The organism is Kibdelosporangium philippinense (assembly GCF_021390435.2).
Lineage (GTDB): Bacteria > Actinomycetota > Actinomycetes > Mycobacteriales > Pseudonocardiaceae > Kibdelosporangium > Kibdelosporangium philippinense.
This window is the reverse complement of the sequence record NZ_JAJVCN010000003.1, coordinates 1484176-1509240: the sequence shown is the minus strand read 5'-3', so window position 1 is coordinate 1509240 and position 25065 is coordinate 1484176. Positions and strand designations below refer to the sequence as shown.

27 protein-coding genes and 1 tRNA gene are annotated in these 25065 nt (G+C 65.9%); 11 read left to right on the top strand and 17 right to left on the bottom strand.

Annotation, left to right across the window (positions count from 1 at the left end):
• The first annotated feature begins 1 nt into the window (after position 1).
• Together LWC34_RS39235 and LWC34_RS39230 are read left to right on the top strand one after the other, a co-directional pair.
• On the top strand, positions 2–691 hold the full coding sequence (locus LWC34_RS39235; protein WP_233730271.1) for a response regulator transcription factor: 690 nt from the start codon (positions 2–4) through the stop codon (positions 689–691).
• Position 692: 1 nt separating this feature from the next.
• The gene (locus LWC34_RS39230; RefSeq protein WP_233730988.1) at positions 693–1742 is read left to right on the top strand and encodes a sensor histidine kinase; all 1050 of its coding nucleotides are present in this window, start codon (positions 693–695) and stop codon (positions 1740–1742) included.
• Here LWC34_RS39230 and LWC34_RS39225 read toward each other — a convergent pair.
• The gene (locus LWC34_RS39225; protein WP_233730270.1) at positions 1739–1894 is read right to left on the bottom strand and encodes a hypothetical protein; all 156 of its coding nucleotides are present in this window, start codon (positions 1892–1894) and stop codon (positions 1739–1741) included. The two genes, LWC34_RS39230 and LWC34_RS39225, sit on opposite strands and share 4 nt — an antisense overlap.
• A complete protein-coding gene (locus LWC34_RS39220) occupies positions 1879–2379 on the bottom strand; it encodes a MogA/MoaB family molybdenum cofactor biosynthesis protein (RefSeq protein ID WP_233730269.1) in 501 nt (166 codons plus the stop codon). The genes LWC34_RS39225 and LWC34_RS39220 overlap by 16 nt, the downstream gene beginning before the upstream one ends.
• A gap of 94 nt (positions 2380–2473) precedes the next feature.
• Here LWC34_RS39220 and LWC34_RS39215 point away from each other — a divergent pair, with 94 nt between their 5' ends.
• Complete coding sequence (locus LWC34_RS39215; RefSeq protein WP_233730268.1) at positions 2474–3502, top strand: NAD-dependent epimerase/dehydratase family protein; 1029 nt, start codon at positions 2474–2476, stop codon at positions 3500–3502.
• Here the strand turns inward: LWC34_RS39215 and LWC34_RS39210 are convergent.
• From LWC34_RS39210 to LWC34_RS39200, 3 genes are read right to left on the bottom strand one after another with little or no spacing between them, the layout of a single operon-like run.
• Complete coding sequence (locus LWC34_RS39210) at positions 3480–4109, bottom strand: TetR/AcrR family transcriptional regulator (RefSeq protein ID WP_233730267.1); 630 nt, start codon at positions 4107–4109, stop codon at positions 3480–3482. The genes LWC34_RS39215 and LWC34_RS39210 overlap by 23 nt on opposite strands.
• Positions 4110–4112: 3 nt before the next feature.
• Positions 4113–4769, bottom strand: a complete 657-nt coding sequence (locus LWC34_RS39205) for a DUF4166 domain-containing protein (RefSeq protein WP_250109462.1) — start codon at positions 4767–4769, stop codon at positions 4113–4115.
• A complete protein-coding gene (locus tag LWC34_RS39200; RefSeq protein WP_233730265.1) occupies positions 4766–5113 on the bottom strand; it encodes a hypothetical protein in 348 nt (115 codons plus the stop codon). The genes LWC34_RS39205 and LWC34_RS39200 overlap by 4 nt, the downstream gene beginning before the upstream one ends.
• 982 nt (positions 5114–6095) lie before the next feature.
• Here LWC34_RS39200 and LWC34_RS39195 point away from each other — a divergent pair.
• Complete coding sequence (locus tag LWC34_RS39195; protein ID WP_233730264.1) at positions 6096–6698, top strand: SAF domain-containing protein; 603 nt, start codon at positions 6096–6098, stop codon at positions 6696–6698.
• A gap of 32 nt (positions 6699–6730) precedes the next feature.
• Positions 6731–7177 carry a large conductance mechanosensitive channel protein MscL gene (gene mscL / locus LWC34_RS39190; RefSeq protein WP_233730263.1) on the top strand — a complete coding sequence of 149 codons (447 nt, stop codon included), beginning with the start codon at positions 6731–6733 and terminating at the stop codon, positions 7175–7177.
• A gap of 895 nt (positions 7178–8072) precedes the next feature.
• On the opposite strand, the gene LWC34_RS39185 is transcribed toward mscL, so the two are convergent.
• Together LWC34_RS39185 and LWC34_RS39180 are read right to left on the bottom strand one after the other, a co-directional pair.
• Complete coding sequence (locus LWC34_RS39185) at positions 8073–8357, bottom strand: FmdB family zinc ribbon protein (RefSeq protein ID WP_233730262.1); 285 nt, start codon at positions 8355–8357, stop codon at positions 8073–8075.
• Between the two features lie 59 nt (positions 8358–8416).
• The gene (locus LWC34_RS39180; RefSeq protein ID WP_233730261.1) at positions 8417–8995 is read right to left on the bottom strand and encodes a 5-formyltetrahydrofolate cyclo-ligase; all 579 of its coding nucleotides are present in this window, start codon (positions 8993–8995) and stop codon (positions 8417–8419) included.
• Between the two features lie 24 nt (positions 8996–9019).
• Here LWC34_RS39180 and LWC34_RS39175 point away from each other — a divergent pair, with 24 nt between their 5' ends.
• The 5 genes from LWC34_RS39175 to LWC34_RS39155 all read left to right on the top strand — a co-directional run bounded on the left by LWC34_RS39175 (position 9020) and on the right by LWC34_RS39155 (position 12963).
• The gene (locus LWC34_RS39175) at positions 9020–9907 is read left to right on the top strand and encodes a UTP--glucose-1-phosphate uridylyltransferase (RefSeq protein ID WP_233730260.1); all 888 of its coding nucleotides are present in this window, start codon (positions 9020–9022) and stop codon (positions 9905–9907) included.
• A 17-nt stretch (positions 9908–9924) separates the two neighbouring features.
• Positions 9925–11148, top strand: a complete 1224-nt coding sequence (glp, locus tag LWC34_RS39170) for a molybdotransferase-like divisome protein Glp (RefSeq protein WP_233730259.1) — start codon at positions 9925–9927, stop codon at positions 11146–11148.
• Positions 11149–11152: 4 nt separating this feature from the next.
• Positions 11153–11809 (top strand): GNAT family N-acetyltransferase, encoded by a 657-nt coding sequence (locus LWC34_RS39165; protein WP_233730258.1) that lies wholly within the window; start codon positions 11153–11155, stop codon positions 11807–11809.
• Positions 11810–11962: 153 nt separating this feature from the next.
• Positions 11963–12850 carry a divisome protein SepX/GlpR gene (gene sepX, locus LWC34_RS39160; protein WP_233730257.1) on the top strand — a complete coding sequence of 296 codons (888 nt, stop codon included), beginning with the start codon at positions 11963–11965 and terminating at the stop codon, positions 12848–12850.
• A gap of 40 nt (positions 12851–12890) precedes the next feature.
• A tRNA-Ala gene (locus tag LWC34_RS39155) sits at positions 12891–12963 on the top strand.
• Between the two features lie 489 nt (positions 12964–13452).
• Here the strand turns inward: LWC34_RS39155 and LWC34_RS39150 are convergent.
• From LWC34_RS39150 to LWC34_RS39105, 10 genes are all read right to left on the bottom strand, one after another.
• Positions 13453–14067: a PIN domain-containing protein gene (locus LWC34_RS39150; protein ID WP_233730256.1), complete on the bottom strand. Its 615-nt coding sequence runs from the start codon at positions 14065–14067 to the stop codon at positions 13453–13455.
• A complete protein-coding gene (locus LWC34_RS39145; RefSeq protein WP_233730255.1) occupies positions 14064–14930 on the bottom strand; it encodes an ImmA/IrrE family metallo-endopeptidase in 867 nt (288 codons plus the stop codon). The genes LWC34_RS39150 and LWC34_RS39145 overlap by 4 nt, the downstream gene beginning before the upstream one ends.
• A gap of 15 nt (positions 14931–14945) precedes the next feature.
• On the bottom strand, positions 14946–15281 hold the full coding sequence (locus tag LWC34_RS39140; protein WP_233730254.1) for a helix-turn-helix domain-containing protein: 336 nt from the start codon (positions 15279–15281) through the stop codon (positions 14946–14948).
• 167 nt (positions 15282–15448) lie between these two features.
• A complete protein-coding gene (locus LWC34_RS58280; RefSeq protein WP_233730253.1) occupies positions 15449–17863 on the bottom strand; it encodes a DEAD/DEAH box helicase in 2415 nt (804 codons plus the stop codon).
• 23 nt (positions 17864–17886) lie between these two features.
• Positions 17887–19053 (bottom strand): hypothetical protein, encoded by a 1167-nt coding sequence (locus LWC34_RS39130; RefSeq protein ID WP_233730252.1) that lies wholly within the window; start codon positions 19051–19053, stop codon positions 17887–17889.
• Entirely contained in the window at positions 19050–19421 is a 372-nt protein-coding gene (locus tag LWC34_RS39125) for a hypothetical protein (RefSeq protein ID WP_233730251.1), read from the bottom strand. Before LWC34_RS39125 ends, LWC34_RS39130 begins: the two co-directional genes overlap by 4 nt.
• 80 nt (positions 19422–19501) lie before the next feature.
• Positions 19502–19942, bottom strand: a complete 441-nt coding sequence (locus LWC34_RS39120; protein ID WP_233730250.1) for a helix-turn-helix domain-containing protein — start codon at positions 19940–19942, stop codon at positions 19502–19504.
• 629 nt (positions 19943–20571) lie between these two features.
• Complete coding sequence (locus LWC34_RS39115) at positions 20572–21177, bottom strand: IS630 family transposase (protein ID WP_233724349.1); 606 nt, start codon at positions 21175–21177, stop codon at positions 20572–20574.
• The gene (locus LWC34_RS39110) at positions 21156–21647 is read right to left on the bottom strand and encodes a winged helix-turn-helix domain-containing protein (protein ID WP_233724348.1); all 492 of its coding nucleotides are present in this window, start codon (positions 21645–21647) and stop codon (positions 21156–21158) included. The genes LWC34_RS39115 and LWC34_RS39110 overlap by 22 nt, the downstream gene beginning before the upstream one ends.
• 252 nt (positions 21648–21899) lie before the next feature.
• Positions 21900–23357 (bottom strand): IS1380 family transposase, encoded by a 1458-nt coding sequence (locus tag LWC34_RS39105; RefSeq protein WP_233722402.1) that lies wholly within the window; start codon positions 23355–23357, stop codon positions 21900–21902.
• Between the two features lie 237 nt (positions 23358–23594).
• Between LWC34_RS39105 and LWC34_RS39100 the strand changes: the two genes are divergently transcribed.
• The gene (locus tag LWC34_RS39100; RefSeq protein WP_233723845.1) at positions 23595–24863 is read left to right on the top strand and encodes an IS110 family RNA-guided transposase; all 1269 of its coding nucleotides are present in this window, start codon (positions 23595–23597) and stop codon (positions 24861–24863) included.
• Positions 24864–25065: the final 202 nt, after the last annotated feature.

The following is a 25065-nucleotide window of genomic DNA, read 5'->3' as shown; positions in this document are numbered from 1 at the left end:
GATGAGCGAACAGGGCCACGTGCTGGTGGTTGACGACGACGAAACGGTCCGCGACGTCGTACGGCGATACCTTGAGCTGGCCGGGCACGACGTCACGCTCGCCGGCGATGGCGAGCAAGCGCTCGGTCTGGTCGCCGGGTCCGAACCTGACCTGATCGTGCTCGACCTGATGCTGCCGGGAATCGACGGCCTCGAAGTGTGCAGGCGGATCCGGCAGCACAGCGCGGTACCGATCGTGATGCTCACGGCGCTCGGCGAAGAAGAGAACCGGATCGCCGGACTGCAGCTCGGCGCCGACGATTACGTGACAAAACCGTTCAGCCCCAAGGAGTTGGCGCTGCGCGTAGGCTCGGTCCTCAGGCGCGCGCGTGCCGTTCCCACCCAGAGTCGTCAAGTCGTGACGGACGACGATCTGACCGTGGAAGCAGGCGCGCGGAAAGCCGTCCTGCGCGGCACCGAACTGTCATTGACCACAAGGGAATTCGACCTGCTTCTGTTCCTGATGACCAACGCGGGCAAGGCTTTCTCCCGGGTCGAGCTGCTGGCCAAGGTGTGGGGATGGGATTTCGGCGACCAGTCCACTGTGACCGTCCATGTGCGACGATTGCGGGAGAAGATCGAGGCGAACCCGGCGAAACCACTGAGGATCGCGACCGTGTGGGGAGTGGGGTACCGCTATGACCGCGCCTAGCATGATCGATCCGGCCGAACCGTTCAGCGCGATGGTCGAGCACGCGTTGCACATCCTGCCGCTCGCGCTGGCGTTCACCGTGCCAGTGACCGCGATCGGCGTCTTCGTGCTCTACGTGCTGCGCAAAAGGCAGTTGGCGACCAACCTGACCGTGCTCGTGATCATCCCGATCGCGGCCGTCGTTGTCGGCGTGCTCGGTGTCAGCGGGTTCATGTTCAACGCCACTCTGGCCACAATGCTGCTGGTTTGCCTGCTGGTCATGGTCGTCACGCTGCCCGCGGCGATCCTGCTTGGGCGCATGATCGCGGCCCGAAGCGTGTGGGAACGGGAAGCGCGCGACCGTGAACGCGCTGCCGAGGCTTCACGGCGCGAACTGGTCGCGTGGATCAGCCATGACCTGCGGACGCCGTTGGCGGGAATCCAGGCGATGGCCGAGGCCTTGGCAGACGGCGTGGTGGCTGAACCGCGTGAGGTCGCGGATTACGCCAGCCGGATCGGCGGCGAGACCCGGCGACTGTCCGGCATGGTCGACGACTTGTTCGAGCTGTCCAGGATCACGGCTGGAGCGTTGGAGCTGACCCTGTCCGAGGTGGCCCTGCAGGATGTCGTCAGCGACGCCCTAGCAGGTCAGCGGTCCGTCGCCGAACGCAAGAAGGTCCGCCTGGTCGCTGATGCGCAGGCGTGGCCGGTCGTGCTGGGCAGCGATCCCGAGCTCGCGCGGGTGGTACGTAACCTCGTGTCGAATGCCATCAGGCACACACCGCCAGATGGCACCGTCGCAGTGCAGCTCGGTGTGGACGGCGCCAGCGCCGTGCTCTCGGTGGACGACGCGTGCGGCGGAATCCCTGAGCAAGAGCTCGCTCGGGTCTTCGAGGTGGCTTTCCGGGGCAGCGCGGCGCGCACACCGGCGCCGCGCGGAGACGAGCCGATCGGCGCGGGACTAGGCCTCGCGATCGCGAAAGGCCTGGTAGAGGCCCACCGGGGCCGGATCACCGCGCATAACCACGGCCCCGGTTGCCGCTTCGAAGTACGCCTACCGCTCGTGGTTTAGCCGTGATGCGGCGGCTTGTTGCGCAAGTACCAGTCCTCGTCCCGCTGCTCGGGGTCTGGCTCGCGCTCGTCTTTGGTCGTATCCGGCAGAACATCGCCGAAGATCTCGTCGATCTTGCGGCGGCGTTCCTCAGGCGTCAGTTCCCGTCCCACCCGGACAGCTCCCCGATCACGTAGGGGACCAGCGAGGACAGCGTCGCCATGCCGTCACGCACGGCGGCACGCGAACCAGCCAGGTTGACCACGAGGGTGCTGCCCGACACGCCGACCAGGCCACGCGAGATGCCCGCGTCCACCGCACCGGCGGCCAGCCCGGACGAGCGCAGCGCCTCGGCGATACCCGGGATCCGCTTGTCCAGCACACCCTGGGTGGCGTCCGGCGTGACGTCACGCGGAAGCAAACCCGTGCCACCGACGGTGACGACGAGGTCGACACCACCGATCACCGCGGTGTTCAGCGCGTTGCGGATGTCGACGACCTCACCTGCGACAGCGACCGTTCCATCGACGATGAAACCGGCCTCCTCCAGCAGTTCGGTCACGAGTGGACCCGGTGAGTCGTCGTGCTCACCGTGCGCGATCCGGTCGTCGACGACGACGATGAGAGCCCTGCCCAGCCGCTGCGCGCTGCGTTCCATGGGCTCCAAGATATCTGTATCGAGATCTGACCGTTCTGTGACGTCCGCTCCCGGACATCAGCGCCGGAGTGATAGCGGCCATACGGTTGGTCACATGCGGGTTTTGCTCACCGGCGCGGCCGGGTTCATCGGGTCCCACATCGCGGAGGAACTGACGACACGGGGGCACGAAGTGGTGTCAGTGGACAACTTGTTGCCACAGGCGCATTCGTCCGTTCCAGAGTGGACAAACTTCGTGCGCGGCGATGTCCAGGACTTCGACCTGATGACAAGGCTGTTGGACGGTGTGGACGCGGTGTGCCATCAGGCTGCGGTGGTGGGGCACGGGCTTGATCCCTCGGACGCGCCGCTTTACGTGCGTAACAACGATCATGGAACTGCAGTGGTGCTCGCGGCCATGCATTCGGCCGGGGTCCGCAAGCTCGTTCTCGCTTCTTCGATGGTCGTGTACGGCGAGGGGCGGTACGTGTGCTCGGTACACGGCGATGTCCGGCCAGAACCGCGGGTCTCGATAGATCTGAAGGCTGGGCGATATGAACCTTCGTGCCCGATTTGTGGTGATTCGGTCGACTGGGCGTTGATTGAAGAGGACGCGCCGCTGGACCCGCGGAGTACCTACGCGGCCACGAAAGTCGCCCAGGAACACCTCGCTTCAACGTGGGCACGGCAGGCCGACGGGAACGTATGGGCGCTGCGGTATCACAACGTGTACGGGCCTCGGATGGCTCGGGACACGCCTTACGCGGGCGTGGCCGCGTTGTTCCGTTCGGCCCTGGAACGCGGTGAGGCGCCGACCGTGCTGGAGGACGGCATGCAGCTGCGGGACTTCGTGCATGTCACGGACGTCGCTGTGGCAAACGTGCTCGCCTTGGAGAGCTCGGTGTCCGGGTTCGTGCCGGTTAACGTATGCTCAGGTTCACCACATACCGTCGGCGAGCTCGCTCAGGCACTTGCCTCGGCGTACGGCGGCCCATCGCCGCAGATCGTCGGTGGCGCACGCTCCGGCGACGTCCGGCACATCGTCGCGTCGCCGGTGGCTGCGCAACGGTTGCTCGGCTTCCAGGCACGGGTTGGATTTGCCGAGGGCGTGCGGGCGTTCGCTAGCGATCCACTACGCGCTTGACCTTCGCCTTGAACGCGCGCCGCGCGATCGGACCGAGATCGTCGACCACCTCGACGAGTACGGCCATCTGGTCCAACGTGTCCAGTGCCCGCGCGGCGCCAGCGGGATCGATGCCTTCGTACAGTTCAAGCCCGATGAACGCGGCCGACACCGCGCCGGCCAGACCCTTCGTATCGACAAGGTCCTTGGCCGGTGACTTGGCCAGCACGCGGATCAGGACTTTCTCGATGGCGTCGATCCACAGCTGCAACGCCGTGCGGGTGGTCTCGGCGAGGCCTGCGTCGTTGCGCGCCCCGGCCAGCAACTGGGCGAGGATGGTGACGTTGAAGGTCTCGGACTGCTTGGTGTGCATGTCCTTGCCGACCGCGAGCAGCTCTTTGAGCGTGCTGACCTTGTCGAGATCCGGTTGGAACAGCTCGACGGACGCCTTGGTGTGCGTCATACACGCGGCCGCGAGCAGGTCGTGAACGCTGCCGAAATGGTAAAAAACAAGCGCTTGGTTAACCCCAGCGGCGGCCGCGATGGAACGAGCCGAGACACCGCTGATGCCTACGGTGCGGATGGTCTCGACGGTCCCGTCGATCAGCTTGCGCCGCGTCTCAGACACGCCTCATTCTCTCGCTTCCTCCCGGTACGGCTTCACGGTGGCCGGAACCGGCGTGTCGACGTAGTGGGCGGTGAACCTGCCGTGATACCCAAAGATCGGCCCGAAGCGCGGATTGCTGACCCTGACACTGATCCGGAAGCAATCCTCACGGTCGTCGTACCACTCGTGCAGATCGGCGGTGCCGGTCAAACCCTCCGGCAGGACGAAGTCAAGCCCACCCATCCGAAACCGCTGTTCGCCAGAGCGGATGTGCAAGCCACCACGGCGATCGACATCAAGGTGAAGGTCAACCGCGACGTGCTGATGCGTGCCGAGGTAATCGACGATCGCACCCCGCTCCCCGCTGTAGATCATGGTCGCGTCAAACCGTCGCCGCAGCCCAGGCCTGAGGTCGAACGTGCGCACGAACGTGACGACGTCCCGGCCGAAACTGTCCTGGTAAACATGGTTCTCGATGGTGAAGGGGACATCGGTGCCGGTCTCGGGGAAGAGGATGTTGCGGTTTGTGCCGAGCCGAAGGAAGGGGACGGTGTGCCGCCCGCCGCGCCAAATCTCGGTCATCGTGCCAGTGCCGATACAGGATTGCCGGAAGCTGAAACGCTGCTGGAGCCGAGGATGCAGGTCGTCGAAGCGTCGGCCAAGTGCTTGCCTGAAGATCATCGCGGTCGCTTTCTGAGGCATCGGTGCGCGGACGGCACCAAGTCAGACTTGGGGATGAAGGCGACCAAGGCGAGCAACGGGTTCCTCGCTTTCACGGCGACCGCGAGTACCGTCGCCCTTGCTGCGGCGTCCGCGATCGCCAGCCGCCGGGCCCGCTCCGGCGGAATGTCGTGTTCGAGCCAGATCCTGAGCCTGTCGAAGGACCACGCGGTTGCCCAGCCCATGAGCGGCCGGAAGATCCGGTCTCCCGTTGGCCAGCGCGGGATGTAGTCATAGCCCGTGAGAAACCGGATCCCTTGGCGCGTGGGGATGTATCGCCAGTAACCGCTTCCGCTCACGATCATCGACAGCGGGTGGTTGGAGCGGAATCGCAGTGCGGACGTGGCTTGGTGTTTGTTCGACGTGACACCTTCGCCATGGATCCTGATGCCGAAGACGGTCGTGGAGTATCGGAAATGCTGTGGCGGGCCTGTGTTCTCGGGCCCAGACAGGCTCTCGACAGTTGGGCCATCGGCCGTGTCGGGTCGGGCTGGGCTCTCGGTCGTTCCCAGATGGGCCGCGCTATCGATCTTTTCGGTCTTTTCGATCCTTTCGGGCCTTGGGGCGCCGGACTTGCCAGGTAGTCGATCTCAGTGAAGCGGGCGTCCCAGCGTTGATGCTCGGCCGGATCCTGGGTCCGCTGCCACAACCTCGCCATATCGGTCCGTATCCGAGTCTCGATGTACAGCGGTTTCACCATGTTCCCCCTTTGCTTGGTCTGATCGGCGTCCATCACCCGGACGTGTTCGGCCTTCTGCCGCCATTGGACCGTTCGAGGTCGACCGGATCTTCGCGACCGGTTTGACCTGCTCTCCAGCGGGTCGATAGTCCGCTCTGCTCGGCGTCCCCGCTGAATCGGTTGTCGTCCCGGACCTGTAGGCGGCGCCCTGCCGCAGTGCCTGTCCGGAACCACAGCAACGTGCTCTCGGTCAGTCCGCCATCGCGGCTGGTTTGCCTTCCTCTGCCTGCCTGGGTCCGCCTGGGCTTTGCCTTGCCGTCGGCGCAATCGGATTGACCCGGTGCGCCGTGTGGGCCATCGGTTTCTCCCTGCCGATGACCCACAGCGCCCCCTTATGTCCAGCCGCTCCCCGTCGGCTGGAACCCCCTCCCCTGAGGTTTGAGCGTTCGCTCAAAACGAAGCCTAACCCAAGTTTGAGCGAACGCTCAAGAGCCCACTGTCAAATCCCCACCCCCGATTTCCCCCGACTTATCCACACCCCACCACCGATCCACAGCCCGCACCCTCAACACCTGGCCAGCCAAACCCAAAACCCGCAGCCTTGAACCATGCCCCAACTCCTGAAAGCACTCCGAACCAAAGGCTGGGTCCGTACGGTCGCGATCCGCAGGCTCATCGCGGTCGCGCTCGTGGGCCTCGCCCTGTTCCTCGCATGGCGCCCCAACCACGCCACGGAAGCCCAGATGCTCGTGGCCGCCCACGACCTCGCACCGGGCACGACACTGTCCACATCGGACCTGAAACTCGTCAGAGCGCCGCCGTCACTGATCCCGCGGGGTGCGTTGACTGACGTCCAGGCCGCGGCTGGTCAGGTGCTGGCTGGTGTTGCCGCGGCCGGTGAACCCATCACATCCGCACGGCTTCTTGGTCCGGAGAACACTCGTCTGACAGCAGGCTCGCCGGACGCGGCGGCGGTCCCGATTCGTTTGGCTGATGAAGGGGTAGCCGAACTGCTGGTGCCGGGGGCTCGGGTCGACATCGTCGCGCCGGATCAAACCGTGCTCGCATCGGCTGCGACGGTCGTGACGGTTCGACCGGCGAGGCGAGCGCATGAGCAAGGATGGCTGGTCGTCGTGGCCTTACCCGGGCACGCCGCGCCACGAGTGGCGGCCGCCTCATTGGCCAGGGAAGTGACCGTTACGCTCCGGTGATTCTCTGTTCTTCTCAGTGAGGGAGTTGTGCCGTGCTGAAGGGTTTCAAGGACTTCATCATGCGCGGGAACGTGCTGGAACTGGCAGTCGCGGTGGTGATGGGCACCGCGTTCACCGCGGTGGTCACGGCCGTGGTGAATAGCATCCTCAACCCGCTGATCGCGTCCATCGGTGGCTCGAACGTCACCGGCCTTGCCTGGACGATCGTCGACGGCAACGCTAAGTCCACAATGGACTTCGCTGCGGTGATCACCGCTGTCATCAACTTCATCCTGATCGCCGCGGTGGTCTACTTCGCATTGGTGCTGCCGATGAAGAAGATCCAGGAACGCCGGAAGCGCGGCGAGGAAGCAGGCCCAGCCGAGCCAACCCAGGTCGAACTCCTCTCCGAGATCCGTGACCTGCTCCAGGCCCAGGGACAGTCCCGCCCAGGGCAAGCACCCGGCGGCCAGCCAGTCCCCGGCCAGCCCCGCCGGTAAACCGAAGGAGGTAGCGCGCAGGCAAACCAACGAAGGCACCGGCGGGGTGCGATGCATCCACAGCGACTGCGGCCAGATAGTCGCTGGCGCCAGCACTGCAGTCCCTCGTAACTACGGGCGGCGCCGATGCTGTGACCAAGGTGCCGATACAGGCAAGACGTCCGGATTTGCCGGGCGGCCGTGCTGGGTCCGATCCCTGGCGGACAGGCAACACCAGGACGGCGTCGTCCTTGCGGTCGAGCGACAACCTCGCCACCACGCACAGCTGTGGCAGGGGAGGAGCACCAGCTCGAACGCGAGCTCCGTGGAGGTCCTCCGACTGGAAGGTCGCCTACTCCGGCGTGCGGCACCGGCGAGCGCAAACACGTCGACGTGCCTAGGCGCGGCCCGACCCCAACCCGGTAGCCGTCGGCCCGGGATGCCGCCGGGGTGATGTAAGGCTCGGTTGGCCCGCGCGGACCGGCGTCGATGCCGCACGGTCGCTCGCCAATGCCCGCGGGGACCCGGCATCGCCGGAAACCGGGCGCTGCTGGAAGCCCGGTGCTGCCGGGAGCCTGGCGTCGCTGGAAACTCGGGGGTCGCCGGGAACCGGGCGCTGCTAGAAACCTAGCGTCGCCGGAAGCCTGGGGTCGCTGGAAACCTGGCGTTGCTGGAGCCTCGCGTCACTGGAAGCCCGACGCTGCCGGGAACCTGGCGTTGCCGGAAACCCGGCGTCGCCGGAAACCTAGGGCCGCTGGGAGACAGACCCTGGCGTTGCTGGAAGCCCGGCGCTGTGGAGATCTGGCGTCGGAGAAAACCCGGCGCTGCCAGAACCCAGCGTCCCCGGAAACGCCGACGCCACCGGAAAAGCGAATGCCCCGGGCGCATGGCCCGGGGCATCGGCAAAAATCGGGACTCAGGAAGCCTTGGCTGCCGGAGTGCTGCTCGACGAGGACGAAGATGAGCTCTCGGACTTCGCCGCGCTCTTCTCGGAGGTGCTGCTGCCGCCGGTGTTCGTGCTGTTCGAGCGGCTGTCGGTGCGGTAGAAGCCGCTACCCTTGAACACCACGCCGACCGAACCGTAGAGCTTGCGCAACTTTCCGGAGCACTCGGGGCATACGGTCAGCGAAGGGTCGGTGAAGGCCTGCACCTGCTCGAACCGGTGATCGCACACGGTACATGCGTACTGGTAGGTCGGCACGGACTTCTCTCCTTATGAGACCGCAACTTCTCGTAATTGGCAGTCTAGCACGGAGAGTGCTAAGACTCTTCGGCCCCGACCACCCCGCGACCCGGCGTCAAGATCGCGGTCATCCGGACGTCGTGCCGGTCAGCGGGCAGTTCTGGCAAGAACTCCTGGTCTCGGACCACTCCTATCAACGCTGTCCCCGGGGTCGCCGATACCAGTGACCGGTCATAGTGACCAGCGCCACGTCCGAGCCGCACGCCGGTCCGGTCCATAGCCAACGCGGGCACCAGGATCACCTGGGCCGAGGCGATCGCCGCAGGTCCGAGCCGTGGGCCAGCGGGCTCCAGCAACTTGTGCGGCCCAGGCTGCAGCGTGCCGTCATACACAGCCCAGTCCAGTGGCGCCAGTCCGGTCACGACTGGCAGCAGCACTTGGACGTCCAGCTCCACCAACGAGTCCAGCATCGCGCGGGATCCCGGCTCGGTCCCGACCGGGACATAGGCGCACACCGTCTGGCCTGCGTGAACCAAGCCGACCGCGGCACGTGACAACGCCTCGGCCTCGGCCGCATGCACCGAAGCGGAAACCTCCCGGCGGGCAGCCAGCAAGCGTTTGCGTAATTCGTCCTTGGTGGCGGAAGAAGCGGTCACGCCTTGAGGTTAGGCTCACAATCCATGAGCCCGTCGCTCGCATTCAAGACAGCAATCGTGCCCGCCGCAGGGCTTGGCACGCGTTTCCTGCCCACCACCAAGGCCGTGCCCAAGGAACTGCTGCCGGTGGTCGATACCCCGGGTATCGAGTTCGTCGCCGCCGAGGCGGCCGACGCGGGCGCGTCCCGGCTGGTGATCGTCACATCACCGGGCAAGGACGCGGTGGCCCAGTACTTCCAGCCGCAGCCGGAGCTCGAAGCGACCCTCGAAGCCCGGGGCAAGACCGAGCTGCTTGCGAAGGTCCGCCGCGCGCCGGCCCTGCTGAAGGTCGAGACCGCGATCCAGGAGCAGGCGCTTGGCCTTGGGCACGCGGTGGCGTGCGCCGAGCCCAACCTCGACGGCGATGACGACGCGGTCGCCGTGCTGCTGCCAGATGACCTCGTGCTGCCGACCGGCGTCCTCAAGAAGATGGCTGACGTCCGCGCCGAGCGTGGCGGCAGCGTCCTCTGCGCGTTCGACATCCCGCGTGAGCAGATTTCGGCGTACGGCGTGTTCGATGTCGAGGAAACCGGTGACGAAGACGTCAAGATCGTGCGCGGAATGGTCGAGAAGCCACCGGCCGACGAGGCGCCGTCGACCTTCGCCGCAGCTGGCCGATACCTGCTTGACCGGGCAGTTTTCGACGCTTTGAAGCGGATCACCCCTGGCGCCGGTGGTGAGCTCCAGCTGACCGACGCGATCGCCCTGTTGATCTCCGAGGGACACCCCGTGCACATCGTCGTTCACCGCGGCGGACGTCACGACCTGGGCAATCCTGGTGGTTTCCTGCGTGCCGCCGTGGACTTCGCGCTCGATGACCCTGAGTATGGGCCCGGTCTGCTTGCGTGGTTGCGCGATCGGATCAGGGACTAGACACGAAGGTCGGGTGGATGAGGTCAGTCGACGAGCAGCTCGCCAGGGCGCTGGCCGCAGCGGTGCGGCCAGCGCCCGTGCGCGTGGCGATCTCCGAAGCACAGGGTCTGCTCTGTGCCGAAGAGGTCGTTGCCGAGCACGCCCTGCCCGGCTTCGACCAGGCGGCGGTGGATGGCTACGCGGTGCGCAGCGTCGACGTCCAATCGGCTGGCCGGGAGCCGGTGGTGCTCCCGGTCGTCGGTGAGATCCCGGCCGGATCACGGCAGCCGCGCCGGTTGCAGCCGGGCCAGGCAGTCCGGGTGGACACCGGCGCGCCACTGCCCACATTGGCCGACGCGGTCGTCCCGCTCGGCTATACCGATGAGCACCCGGCGCGCGTGACCATCAACCAACCCGTCCCGTCCGCCGCGTACGTCCGGCGTACTGGCGAGGACGTGCAGACCGGTGACGTCGCGGTCCGCCGTGGCGCGACGATCGGCGCGGCCCAGGTCGGTCTTCTCGCGGCGGTTGGCCGCGCCAAAGTGCTCGTTTACCCACGACCGCGGGTGTCGATCGTTTCGATCGGCGACGAGCTCGTGGACATCGACCGCGCACCCAGCCAGGGCCAGGTCTACGACGTGAACTCGTACGCGCTCGCCGCCGCGGCTCGTGACGCGGGCGCGGAGGTCACCAGGGTTGGCATCGTCAGCCCGGACCAGCGCCGCGTGCGCGAGGTCGTGGAGTCCCGGCTGCTGCTGTCCGAAATCGTGGTGTTGGCAGGCGGCGTCGGGGGAACCACAGGGGATGAGGTTCGCGCGGCGCTGGCCGACCTTGGCGAGATCGACATGACCCGTGTCGCCATGCACCCAGGCTCCGTACAGGGCTTCGGCAGGCTGGGCCAGGACGCGGTGCCGACGTTCGTCCTTCCGGGCAATCCGATGAGCGCGCTTGTCGTCTTCGAGGTTCTGGTCCGGCCGTTGATCAGGGCAGCGCAGGGCAAACGCAACCCGCGCCGCAGGCTCGTGTCGGCAAAGCTGCTGTCGCCGATCGCGTCGGCTAAGGGCCGCAAGGGGTTCCTGCGTGGCCAGCTGCTTCGGGACGAGAGCAACGGCCAGTACCTTGTGCAGCCGCTCGGCCTGTCCGGCGCGCATCTGCTTGCGTCTCTCGCTGAGGCCAACTGCCTGATCCTGGTGGACGAGGACACGACCGATGTGGCAGTGGGCGACGAGGTCCAAGTCAGTTTCCTAGCGCAGCGCGGGTGACGTGATGGAAGCGCCGAGCCCGCAGGGCCGGCACCCCGGCTGGCCTGCCAAGTTGGGGCCGCTCCAGGTGAAGGCCGGTGTGGTCGCGGTCCGCGGCCCGCGTCTGTTCGACGCCTCGGCCTGGAGCAAGATCCGCCTGCGCGACCGCGAGCACCTCGAACGCTGGGAGCCATCGGCGCCAGGAACCTGGGAAGACCGCAACGGCACCCTGGCGTGGCCAGGCCAGTGGTCGTCGCTACGGGCCTTGGCGCGCCGTGGCATGACTCTGCCGTTCGTGATCACAGTGGACGATCAACTGGCTGGTCAGGTCACGGTCGGCAACGTGATCCGTGGCTCACTCTGCTCGGCGTGGGTCGGTTATTGGGTGGCGTCACACGTGATCGGCGGCGGCGTGGCGCCAGCGGCGGTGGCACAAGTGGTCGACCACTGCTTCATGGTTGGCGGGTTGCACCGCATTGAGGCGACCGTGCGCCCGGAGAACGCCGCGAGTCTGCGCGTGCTCGAGAAACTCGGCTTCCGTCAGGAGGGACTGTTCAAGCGGTACCTCGACGTGGCCGGCGACTGGCGAGACCATTTCTGCTACGCGATCACGGCCGAAGACGTGCCAGATGGACTGGTCACCCGGCTGCTCGCCGAAGGTCGTGCCACCATCCCCCGATAGGGGGAATTTTCCTGCCCCACGTGAGCGATGGGCTGCACGAAAACGCCTGAAAGGACCTTGCGCCGCAAGATCGTGCCCGGCGCGCCTCCGTCACTGCTGTGACTGTTGTGACTAGCGTGGTCAATTGCAACGGATCGGGGGAGGTGACGAGGCATGCCGAGCTCACTCATCGTGGTGGCGCTCGTCCTGGCGTGGCTGGTCGTCCTCGTCCCGATGATCGTGCGCAAGCGTCAGGAAATCGCCAGAACCGCGGACTCCGCCCTGAACGCGCGCGTTGTGCGCAAAGGCGGCGCGGAAGAAATCGACCTGCGCGACACCGACGACGTCGAAGACGAAACCGGCCACGCGCACGGCCACGACTTCGACGACGACTACGACGACGAAGACGCCGACGATATGGATTCGGCTACGGAACACCCCGAAGCCCTCGACACGGCGGACGAACCGGACGATCGTGACCACGTGGCCACGGACAGTGTCGCCCAGCGCTCGCAGTCGCGCCCATACCGGCCGGGCCGCGGCGGATTCGACCCAGAAGCCGCCGCGCTGACAGCGCGCGCCAAATACGCGTTCCGGCAGCGCGTCGTCGTAGCGATGCTGCTGCTCGCCGTCGGCAGCGCAGTCGTCGCAGGAGTGATGTACGCACAAGTGTGGTGGGGCCACGGCGCCATAGACCTCACCCTCGTGGGATACCTCACCTACCTGCGAAGGCAAGTCCGAATCGAAGAAGAAATCCGCCAACGCAGAACCGCCCGCATCGCTCAAACCAGACGCGCGCGACCAGAAGCAGAAGCGGACTACGAAGAGGACTACCGAGACAGCTACAGCGACGCCCACCGGGACACCCACCGAGACGCCGAAGACCGCAGGCAAGAACCAGCCGAACGCCGGGAACCCGTCACACCCCCAGTCGCCAAAACCACCCAACCGCGCATCACCCACCCCCACGCGGTCGTGGTCGACATCGACGACGAAGACCCAGCATTCGACGAGCTCGACGACCTCGACAGCCTCCGATACCGCCGAGCGGTGGGGGAGTGAAAACCACTCAACGGGCCCTGATAAGCTACGAGTGCACCAAGGGGCTGTAGCGCAGTTGGTAGCGCGTCTCGTTCGCATCGAGAAGGTCAGGGGTTCGATTCCCCTCAGCTCCACACATGAAGTTGAAGATGAACCCCCTGAGCGCTTGGAAATCCCAGGTCAGGCGCTCGCAGGGGGTTCATCTGTGTCGGGGGTTTGGTCGCGGCACGTTGGGTCGCTTACTAGAACTTTGGTAGGGCCGCCTGGATCGTGATCCAGGTCGCCATCCAGGCTTCTTGCGATCTCAACGAGGACCTTGGCAATCTTGTGCGCGTCTGGCGGATCGTGCCGCACACCGTGAATCCGGATCTTCGACACGCGGGTTCGGGGCTTGTGTTGCCGCTTCTTCGGTTTGGCCATGAGAAGTCACCACCCTGTCGCGACGGTTCGTTGGTCACGCGGACGGGGACGAGGATCTTGCTGTTCGCCAGCAAAGCTGCTGACGCTGATCTGGATCTCTCGCTGAGGATAATCCGGCAGCATCCGGATGTCTTCTCCAGCGAAGAGGACGCTGCGGGTGGACTGCTTCCGGTTCAGCGGACAAGGGCGAGGGTCGCCCAGGTCTAGGACCAGCAAGCAGCTGACAGTAGGTCGGTGTTCTGGATTGGCGGTAGGCCGTCATCGAGACCGCGCAGCCGGTCGTAGATGTTGCGCATCGTGGCCTTGTCTGGAATGTGCAGTCCGCCTGCCGCGCGCTCCAGAATGGTCAGCGTGCTCACTAGCAAGATCGACCCCACAGCTTGACCGCTGGCCCGGAGCCGTCTGAGTCGGTTGATCTCCGCAGTGGCGATCCGCGCTCCTGACCCGTCGTCGATGAGCACGGTCACTGTCTCGCCAGATTCGGCGGCGACGACCGCGTGCGCGATGACCATTGTCTCGCCCAGATCTTTCGGGTGTTTCAGCCTTTCTTCCATGGGTAGCTGGGTGATCCGGTGGACGACCGCAGCAAGTTCGGGTGTCTGGTCATCGGAGAGTATCTGCACCCACTTGGGAGTCAGCTTTTGCCAGACCACTGCCGCGGAGCGGAAGCGCCCATCCTGCCGGGCCTTGCGGAGCACTTCGTCTTGCACAGTCTCCGGGGTACTGAGCGGACCCAGGACCTCGATGAGGAGACGCTCTTTGTTGATCGAGAGAAAATTCAGGCCGGGGCCGGCGTCGATGATCGGCCGGCGCCTCATCCTGAATCTTTCTCTGCCGCCGTAACCTGGCCGTTGTCATCTGGCGCGTTGAGATCCTCTTCCAGAACCGCCAGATCTACGTGCACGTCGGGTAGTTCGGTCGGAGCGGCCCACGCGATCTCCTGCTCGGCGGGCACGACACCTGCCTCACGCAGGTCCGCCTCGGCGGCCTCCAGTGTGATGCCGCGCAAGGTGGCGATGGCTTGCGCAGGCACCACCGCCTCCGCGTAGCCCCTGATCGCGCGGGCGAGCAACTGTTGCGGCGCCCTCCGCTGATTGGAGTCGGCCTGTAATGCGCGGTACTGATCGCTCCACCCGAACCGGGACGCCACTTGGGGCGCGGTCAGCGCCATCCACTCCTGCTTGGTGCCGTCATCGACGTAATTGGCTTGGTGCAGGGCGATGGCGGCAATCTGGGGTGATACCAAGAATCGCTGAACGACCGCAGAGAGGGTGGCTTGGGTCACGGACTCTCGATCTCCGAGGAACTCACGCAAGCCCTCGACCGGTACGAGCAGGTGCCGCGCGAAGGCGTCGGCTCGAATCTCCGCGGGGCTGCGTTCGCTCCAGTTGCCCGTACCGTTGTCAGCCCAGTCCTCGAACAGCACGTGGCCAAGTTCGTGGGCAAGCGTGCTGCGTTGCCGCATCGGGTTCGGGGTGCGCGCGACGCCGATGAACACGGCGCCGCGCGCAGGGTCTCGCATCGTGAGGCCGTGTTCATCCGGGCCGACATCGAGTACGGCCACGTCGATCCGTGTCGCCTGCTCGATGATTGCCACAAGGTCACCCAACGGCTGCACGCCCAGGTGGTGCTCTTGACGGAACCGCGCGGCGGCAGTACGACCTTCAGTTTCAGCACTCAAGATGATCTATCCACATCAGACCGTGGCGGGGATGGCCTGGTCGTCCAGGTAGTTGTCCAGTTCCAGGAAGTGCAGCAGCGCTTCACGCATGCGGTCCATGTCGGAGTCGTTGGTGGCGCGGGCGGCGCACTGCACTCGGTCGGCCACCGTCCCAGCTTCGGTGAGTTGGGCGACCGTATGTCCAGTTGCCCACGCGATCGCGACCACCTCAGGCATCTTCGCCGCTCTGTCCCCGGAGATGATCCGCGACAAGGTGGGCTGCGAGATGCCAGCAGCGTCCGCAAGGGCGCGCTGACTGAGGCCCGAAGCAACGCGGGCACGCTCAATAGGCACACCGGCACCCATTGTCATCGCAGCCACCCTTCATGGACTGAATCATGATCGGTCGATGTGATTCAGTGTAGCCTAGTGCGGCATGCAACGCCAGCGCGCTACGACTGAACTACTGCGCGCGCGGGACGCACAGTCGATCGGGTAAGAGCAGCCCAAAGTGCCTGCTCATCGACGGCTACTCCTGCTCAACGTGTTGCTGCTCGGCGCGGGTCGGGGAAGCCGAGGCTGACATAGCCGGGCGCGCGTTTGGCCAGTGAAGAAGCCAGGACGCCGGTGTTGATGTCGTGGTAGTCGTGGACTTCGGCGGTGGACTTGCCGGGGTGCGCGCGGAGGATCCGACCCGCATACTGGACGAGGCGTCCCTTGAACGCGATCGGTGCGGCGAGGAAGAGCGTGTCCAGGACGGGGCAGTCGAATCCTTCGCCGACGAATGGTCCAGTGGCAACGACCAGTAGCGGTACTCCGTCCGCGGGTCGGAGGCGGGCGAGGGCGTCGCGGCGGGCGGTCGCGGTCATGCCGCCGCGCAGCACGATCGGGTCGAGCGAGCGTCGCCGGAGTTCCTCGGCGAACCGTTCGACGTGGGTGGTCCACTGGGTGAGCAGTAGGCAGTGCCGATCTCGTTTCAGCGCAGCGATCACATCGTCGACGACCTGGGTGAGGCGGGCGTCGTTGGCCACGAGATCGCGGTAGATGGCCGCCATTCCGCCGGGCTTCGTCGGGTCGGCGTCACCGGAATAGCGGTAGGCGGTGTCGTGTACGCGGAGCACTGGCTTCGGACGCTGCGCGGTCGTGTCCAATTCGAGTTGGGGCGTGCTGTCCTCGCCGGGACGGGTGGGTTGTGTGATGGTGTGCCGGATCGGGCCCAGCTGGAGGGCTATCAAGTCGTCCAGCTTGTCGCGTCGGTACGGAGTGGCGGTGAGTCCGAGCCAGCGGCTGGCCGGGATCTGCTTGACGGCGTGCTCGAACGCGGCGGCGGGGATGTGGTGGCACTCATCGACGACGACCAGCCCGTAGCCGCTGGTGAGCTCCTCGATGTCGGTCTTGCGTGCCAGCGTTTGCAGCATGACGACATCGACCACGCCACGGGTTTTGCGGCGACCACCGCCGAGTTGGCCGGCTTTGACGCCCAGCATTTCGCTGATGCGGGTGCGCCACTGGTCGGCCAGGGTCTTGCGGTCGACCAGCACGAGCGTGGAGGTCGCATGGGCGGCGATGATCGCGCAGGCCATCACGGTCTTGCCCGCGCCCGGCGGCGCGACCAGCACACCGAGATCATGATCGCGTAGGTCGTCTACGGCGTCTTGCTGCTGACGGGTCAGCGTAGCCGCGAACGTGAACTCCCGTGCCTCGCCGGCCTGCCGCCCATCGATCACCTCAAGGCGGCTGCCCGCCTGCTCGACCAGCGAGGCCACCGTGTCGTGCAGCCCCCGGGGCAGGATGAGCCCGCCGTCGAGTGTCTCGTCGTAACTGCGCAAGAACCGCGGTGTGTCCCACGTGGACATTCGGAGTCGCTGGCGCTCGTAGAACACCGGATTCGTCATCGATGCCGCATGCTTCAGCGTCGCGTGCAGCGCTGGGGTCAACTCCCCTGATTCCAGCCGGATTCCCGAGCTGAGCCCGGCGTGCACAATGGGCGGTGCGGTGGTACGGATCCGAGTCGAGACCGCAGCACCGATCTTGTCGATGGCGGCACCGACAGTGACTCCACCGGCGCGGCGCGCGACCCGATTGACCTCGGCCGGGCTGATGCGGCCGAGCGAGGACAGGTACGCCCACTGGTCATCGTGTGGTTCCATCGTCGCCAGATCGAGGAACGCCGTCGCGCCGTCCTGGCGGGCCTTGCCCTGCAAAGGCGTGGCGATCAGATTCCCCACGCCGCCCGAAGGCAGCACATCCTGCGACGGGAAGAGCCGGTCGTAGCTGGCCAGGTCCATGCGGCCACGCACCGCCATCGCCTCCCGCAAGAGGGCGGTGCCAAGTCGGCGAGCCGTTTCCGCGGGCACGGGTGCGGTGAAGAAGACCCATGCATGGGCGCCAACGCCCGAGCGCGACACTTCCAACGCGGCCGGCACCGAGCACGCTCTGGCGGCCTTCAGATAGGCCAGGGCATCCAGCATCGCCATCGGGCCGTCGAAGTCGGCCGCCAGCCACCAGCACAAGTCACCATCCAACAGCGGATACAGTCCGACATGCACGTCACCGGTCAGGTGCGTCCGCAGCACGTCCTTGCTCAGCGGCAGGTAGTCGCGGTCCTCATGCCGGACGCCCTTGCGCCACCCGCCGCGCACCGCCGGCAGCCAACCAGCTTTGCCAGTACGCGAGTTCTCCCATCGCGTGGCGTAGATGTCGATGCGGGCGGCGAACAGGGCAGCGAAGAAATCGACCTTCACCTCCGGGGCCGATCGCCGGTCGACCGGGCCGGGGTGCGCTTCGAAGAAGCCGGTCTGAATCGGGCCGGGCGGAGCCGCCTGTTTCGGTGTCAGCTCCAACAGCCGCAGCAACCGCGTGTTCTCCGCTCGCAACTGAGTTGTCAGCGCGCGGAGTTCCGCAAGTTCCTCCGCGAGCCCCGCAGCCTTCGCCGACTGGAGATCGTCTTTCACAGAGCCCACCGTAGATGGGATGGTCAGATGCGTGCCCGGTTGAGGCGCTCAATGAGGCTGGGTTTGCGTGCATGCGTTTGCCGCAACGCGATGGTGCGGATGGTGAACGTGTCGTAGCGGTCCTCGCGTTCGGCCAGCGCCTGCAGATCGGTGAGCAGCGTGACGGCGGCGTCGTACTCGGCCGGTTTCCGGGTGGCGATCATCGCCTCGACGCGCGACCACGCGGTGTCTCCCTCAGCGGCAAGTGTGTCGAGTCGTCGTTCGCGGGCCAGCAGGCGCGCCTGTTCCCGGCGTGCCTCGTCTTCGGCGCGCTCGGCGGCGAGCCGACGGTCGCGGTCGGCTCGTCGCTGCGCCGCGTTGTCGAGTAGGTCGGCCACGTTCCGGCGGGCTGGGATCGGGCTGATCGGAGCGGTGTCGCCGCGGAAACGGCGCAGCAACTCCATCTGCACCCGCGCCGCCTCACCCTGCGCTACCCGCGCCAGGAGCCGGTCCTTCTCGGTGACCGGCAGGCGAGCCACCCACACGGCGAGGTCATCGGGGTCATCGGCCGTCTGGCCCAGCGGTGGAGACGCCTGAGCAGCGATCGTGATCAGCTCGTCGTCGAGGCGGAGAAAGTCGGCCAGCGCCCGCTGCGCGGCAGTGAGCGTGCCCAGTCCGGGCGGAACAGCTGGTTCGAGATCGTCGTCAGCAGCACGATCGAAAACGTCTTCATCGCGCTCCCAGGCACCGTAGGCCGCCAGCCAGGCGAGATAGAGCGGCCGGAGATCACCGGCGGCGAGTTCGGCGCGAACTCCGACGATCGTCGACAGCAGGTTCGCGGGGTCGTAGTCGAAGTCGAACTCACCAGCGTGGTCATCGCTGGTGAAGTCGAGCACGATGAACTCGTCCGTGACCCAGGCACTCGCCTCGTCGCCGACGCAGTAGTCCTCGACGACATCGGGATCGAGCAGATCGCACGGCAGCCGGAACATCACTCGGTGGGTACCCCAGTTGGCGACGTATAGGTGCGCGTCGTAGTAGCGCTCCATCAGACGGCGAGGGTCACCCTTGAAGTCGCCCCAGTGGTACTCGTTCACGAAGCTGGTCGAAGAGATCCGTGCCCGGGTGGACAGCGATCGGACCGCAGCTTGTTCACCGTCGTCCAGTGGCCGGTCGATCGCCAGGAACTCGTAGTACTGGTATTCGCTCACGGCTCATCCAGTCCATCATCGCCGGTGAACGGCTTCGCCCGGAAACTCGAGTCGTCGCCCAGGTGGAAGAACAGATGGCCCTCGATCGTGTTGTCGTCGACCAGGACTGCCCAGCCGCGTCCGCTGACCTGATCGCCCTCGTCGGAACCTTCCCAGGTGAACTCCACGCCGGGCCGGCCGTCCCGCTCGACCGAGCGGCAGTCCAGCCAGCCGTTGACGGCGATGAAACCGAACTGGCCGGTCCCGTTCCGGGCGAACTCGACGTAACCCGGCTCGACCAGGTCGATCGCCTCGCGGTCCCAGCCGCTCATCGCCACGATCCGCCATCGACCGGACATCCGGGCGCTGAACTTCGGAGCCCTTACCATGGGATATCAGCGTAGTGAACTCGGTGAGATCGATTCGACGTACCACCGTCTGACGGTGCACCGGGAGAATCCCCAGTACATCAAGACCGAGGTCGACCATGTGTATCGCGGGTGGGGACGCCGCGTTCGCGGAGTTTGGTCAGCACCGTGGTGTGGTCGACGCAGAGGTGTTCGCCGACTCGTGCCAGGGACCAGCCGAGGTTGTAGAGGTGGATGGCGTCGTCGACCTGGTCAGGGGAGAGACCGCGGCGGCGCATCGGCACGTCGTGTCGTTTGAGGATGTTGCTGACCGTCCGCCGCTCGATGCCGAACCGGTCGCCCAGCTCGTACACCGTCGCTCCGGCTTGATAACCGGCGATGAGTTCCTGGACCTGGTCGGCGTCGAGTTGCCGTGCACGACCTGGTTTCGGCCGGTTTGCGGGCGGCGGAGCGGGCGTGGACGGGTCGGGGAGCTTCTGGAGCAGAGTCTCCAGGGCTTCTACCTGGGGTTTTGTGTTGTAGTAAGTTCCCCCAAGGTCCACGGACTCTGGACGACCCTGCTCAGTTGCTTCGCAACTTTCGCCGGGTCGTCCTTTGTTATGTTGGGGGGCCGAGCCCCCCAAACCCCCCACGGTGCCCGCTTCTTCTGACCCAGCGCTGGGCACGTTTTTCTTCACCAGCACTGCTTGGGTTTGGGCTCTTCTCTCTGTGCGACTTTGCGTGGGCGGCTCAGCCAGGGTTTTGCCTCTTTGGGCACGCCTGTGATCGCTTAGGTTGGCTCCCGTCGCTGTGGGGCTTGTCTTCGGTGCGCTGGCCGGGGTTGGGCGCTTGTTGCTGTGCGGTTTTTCTTGGGTGGCTCAGGCAGGGTTTTGCTGCTTTGGGGGCGCGCTCTTCAGCCGCGCTTGTGGTCTCTTGGGCTGGTACTGGGTCGTTGGGGGTCTTCCGCTTTGCCGGTTTGAGACAGTCCTCTTTGGTTGCGCCTTCGGCGATCGGCGGCGGTTCTGGCGCTTTTGGTGTGGCTTTTCGCTTGGCTGCGTGATGATGCCCCCAATGGTTTGCATTGGGGGCATCTTGGGTTCGTTAGGTTGTTGGGAGTTTTCGGATTTGGTAGCAGCCTGAGAGGTAGACGTTTCCGTTTTTGTCTACCGCTACAGATCTTGAAAGGCCAGGATTACGGCGGTTGTGGTTCGAGGTTCAGTCTGGTGTGGGCGAAGAACGCGTCGATCAGCCCGGGTCGGTACTGGATGCGTTTGAGTCGGTTCTTCACGATGGCGGTGAGCTGGTCGATGCCGTGCACGATGAGGTTTCCGAGGTTGCGTTTGACGTGGGACCACACGTGCTCGGTCGGGTTGAGGTCCGGGGCGTAGGGCGGGAGTTGGATCACGTGTAGCCAGTCGCGGGCCGCGACCAGTTTGCGCATCGCGTGACTGGTGTGCGTGTTGAGGTTGTCCCAGATCAACACAATCGGGGCGCCGAGCTGCTGGTGTGCGGCGTCCAGCAGGGCGGCGTAGTCGGTTTCGGCGAAGCTGCGCCGTTCCCCCTTGCGGCCGCGGTGGGTCCGGACACGGTAGATCAACCGGGGCCGGTGTCCGGGCCGGACGCATACCAGCCCGGCGACCGATACCCGGCCCGAACCCTTGCCCGACACCGGGATCTGTGGTGTCTGGCCCCGGCGGCCCCAGGTGCGGGCTTTCGGCGGGCGCAGCGTTTGCCCGGCCTCGTCCTCGAAACACAGCCAAGCACCTTGCTGCGCCGCTACCGTTTTCCCGCCGGCCATACCTCCCGCCGCCAGGTGGCGATCGCCTGCTCGTCGCGCTCGATCGCGCGGTGGGCGGGTACTTGTGGCGAGAACCCCATGCGGTGCAGCAGATACGACACCCCGCGCAGCGTGTAGCGGGTGTGAAACAGCCGGGCGATCAGATCGGCGACCCGAGCCAGGGTCCAGCGCTGATCCTCGCCGAACCCATGCACGGCTGGGCCTTGTTCCAAAGCCTGGGCCAGCCTGTCCAGTCGTGGCTGGTCCAGCCGGCAGGACGATCCGCCCGGTCCCTTCGACGCCAGCCCTGCCTCACCCTCGGCACGCCATCGACGCCGCCAGGTATAGACCGCGTTGGTGGATACCCGCAGTCTGCGGGCGATCTCGGCGGCCGGCACGTCCTGGGCGAACCATTGGGCCGCCTGCAACCGGACAGCTTCGCGTGTGGCCCTGCCCCGCTCGGACAGGCCACCTCCATCCGCGTACCTCATCCATCCCTGCGTAGATCATGAATCGATCAGGATCCGGGAGGACACGCCGCCCAAGGACAAGATCAACCCTGGCCTTTCATGATCTGTAGCCTTGATCATTCACGTGGGTGACGTGTCCGCCTGTGCCGGTTCGGATGTTGATCTTGAGTTGGTTGCTGTGTGGTGATGGTCAGGGTTCGAGCCCGGCCGCCGGTGTTGGCTGGGCGCCGGGTTGGGGGGCGGGCCTTTCAGGTCGAGGGGCAGGGACAGGGGTCATCGAGTTGGTGGTGGCAGGGCCAGCGCTGCCCGGAGGCAGGCGGCGAGAGGGTCGGCCCAGGGCCAGGTTTCCGGGATTTTGATCTTGCGTTTGCGTTGGCCGCGGACGATGCGGGCGGCGGTGTGCAGTAGCCGGTAGCGCAGGGTTTTGGGTTCGGCTTTGGCGAGGGTGCCCTCAAGGCAGAGCAGGCGCAGCCAGGCGAGCAGGTCGATGGCGATGGTGGCGGCCAGACACCAGGCCCGGTTGATCTCGATCTTGGTGGAGGGCAGGTGACCGAGGCCGGTTTGCTTGCCGCAGCGGACGTGGTCCTCGACTCGGGCGTGCGGGCGGTGACGGGCTTCCAGGAACTGGACGGTGGCGCCCGAACCGCTGCCCGGGGTGTTGGTGGCCACCAGTTGGTAGCGCCAGCCGTCGGCTTCTTCGAACAGGGACAACTGTGCGCCGGGGTGGGGTTTCTCACGACGACAGATGATCCGCAGATCGGCCGGCCAGTTCTCCAGTTGGTCCCCGTCGGGGTGGTGACGTAGTAGCGCGGTCAGTTCCACCACGCCGGCTTTGTCCAGCGGCCGAGGATCGCCGTGGTGATCGAGCACTGCCTGCCATGCCTTCGCGGGGACACGGCCGATCGCGGCTCGTTCCCGCGCACCGAGTTCCCAGCCGACGCTGTAGTGCGCCTGCCTGCCTGGCTTGGCGTTCAGCGCGGTGATGTACTTGATGAGACCGTGGGAGGCGCCCGCGCCGTCCACGGTGACTAGAAGGTTCCTTCGATGTTTCGCCGGGATCTGGGCGATCGCGGCGTCGAGGACCTCGAGGTGATCAGCTGTCGTGTTGGATCCGGCGCTTCCTGTGCGCAGCAACAGGGCCAGCGATTCGCCGGTGTTGTCACACATGGCCAGCAGCGGATGATGACCGAAGCTGCCCTTGTAGGTTCCCGCGGCGAGTTGTTTGTCCGAGTGCGCGATCACCAGCGAACCATCCAACCGGACCACCACGGTCGTGCCCAGATCACGGTCGGCCACCCGCGACGGCGGAATCCGGCCGTGCCGTCGCTCGATCAACGACCACACATGCTCGCGGATCCGGGCACGCACACGGGCGATCTTGTTGCGCTGCACCTGACCGACCGCGTCCAACGTGCGCCACAACGTCGGATCTGAGGCGACCGGCCCGAACAGTTCGGCCTGATCGCGCAGGACAGCCAGATCCGACAGGACCCGCCCGCCGTCAGCGATCAACACCGCGGTGTCGGCGAACACCCGGCCACGGTCATGCACCGGCATGAACCCACGCCGCGCCATCGCCCGCGACAAGCCTTCCGTCAACCCGGTGCGGTCGGCCAGCAACCGCACCGCCGCGGTCCCGGCATGACTGACCACGCCACGCCCACCGACTTCTACCGCCAGATCCCGCGACCACCCAGTAACATCCACGTCGAAAGTGCTCCAGAGCTTCATAGGTAAGAACAGGCATTAGTCAGTCTGTCCTCTGGTGAAGACGCCCGTTGAGGGGTGAAAATCGGTGTTGGCTGCCCGCTGACGTCGTTGTCTCTATGGTCTGTGAAGGCCGTGCGTTAGTCGGACGCTGGGAGCCCTTGGTGGGCCCTTGATTGTTGCTTCGAGCACGCGGATCAGATTCGTTGTTGCCTGGGCTCCCGCGGGTAGCCGCCCCGCCGGACGCTCGGGGAGAGGCCGATGTTGGAGCAGACACAGGACAACGAGGAGATCATCGCGCGGGTGGCCGCGTTGGATATCGGTAAGGCCGAGGTGATGTGTTGTGTCCGGGTGCCCGATGAGGCGCGTCCGGGTAAGCGGCTGCAGGAGGTCCGGCCGTACTCGACGATGACCCGGTCGTTGCTGGTGCTGGCTGATCGGCTGGCCGGGCTGGGCGTGACCCGGGTGGTCATGGAGTCCACATCGGACTATTGGAAGCCGGTGTTCTACCTGTTGGAGGCGCACGGGTTCGAGACCTGGCTGGTCAACGCCCGCGATGTCAAGCATCTGCCCGGCCGGCCGAAGACGGATCGATTGGACGCGGTGTGGTTGTGCAAGGTGGCCGAGCGGCAGATGATCCGGCCCAGTTTTGTCCCGCCGTCACCGATCCGCCGGCTACGGGATCTGACCCGGTATCGGCGTGACCTGGTCGAGGTCTGCACCGCGGAGAAGCAGCGGGTGGAAAAGCTCCTGGAAGATGCCCAGATCAAGCTCTCGGTGGTGGTCTCGGACATCTTCGGGGTGTCCGGCCGGGCCATGCTGGCCGCGCTGGTCGCCGGGCAGCGGGACCCGAAGGTACTCGCGCAGCTGGCCCGCACCTCGATGCGGCGCAAGATCGGCAGGCTGGAAGAGGCGTTCACCGGGTTTTTCACCGATCATCACGCGTTCCTGTTGTCGACCATGCTGGCCCGGGTGGATGCCGGGATCGCTGACGTCGCCCGAGTGGATGCCGCGATCGAGGAGTTGATCGCCCCTTTCGCCACAGCGGTCGACCAGCTTGATGAGATCACCGGCGTCGGGCGCACCGCCGCCCAGGTAGCCATCGCCGAGATCGGGCTGGACATGGCACGCTTCCCAACTCCGGGCCACCTGTGTTCCTGGGCCAAGTTCGCTCCCGGGGTGTCGGAGTCGGCCGGCAAGAAGAAAGGCAAAGCTGCCACCGGGCACGGCAACCCTTACCTGGCCCGAATCCTGGGCGAGGCCGCAGTGTCCGCCAGCAGGACCAACACTTTTCTCGGCGAACGCTACCGGCGCATCGCTCGCCGCAGTGGCGCCAAGAAGGCCATCGTCGCGGTCGGCCGTTCCATTCTCGTGATCATGTGGCACCTGTTATCCGACCCCAACGCCCGGTTCCGTGACCTCGGCGCCGACTACTTCGTCCAGCACACCAACACTCAACGCAAGGTCCGCAACCACATCAGCCAACTGGCCGCTCTGGGCTATCGCGTCACCCTCGAACCCGCGGCCTGACAACCCAACTACCAACCCGGCTCCGCTGCGCTACGCCGGGTGCCTTCGGCCTGCCCACTCACCATCGATTTTCGGATCAGCAACCTCATCTTCCCAGCTCAGGAGCACTTTTCCCTGTTCCGACACGGCGCCCGAATCAAGATCGCCATGAATACTCAGGGCTAGGGAGGTTGGCTGGGAGAGTTCTGCCAGGGCTGCTGGG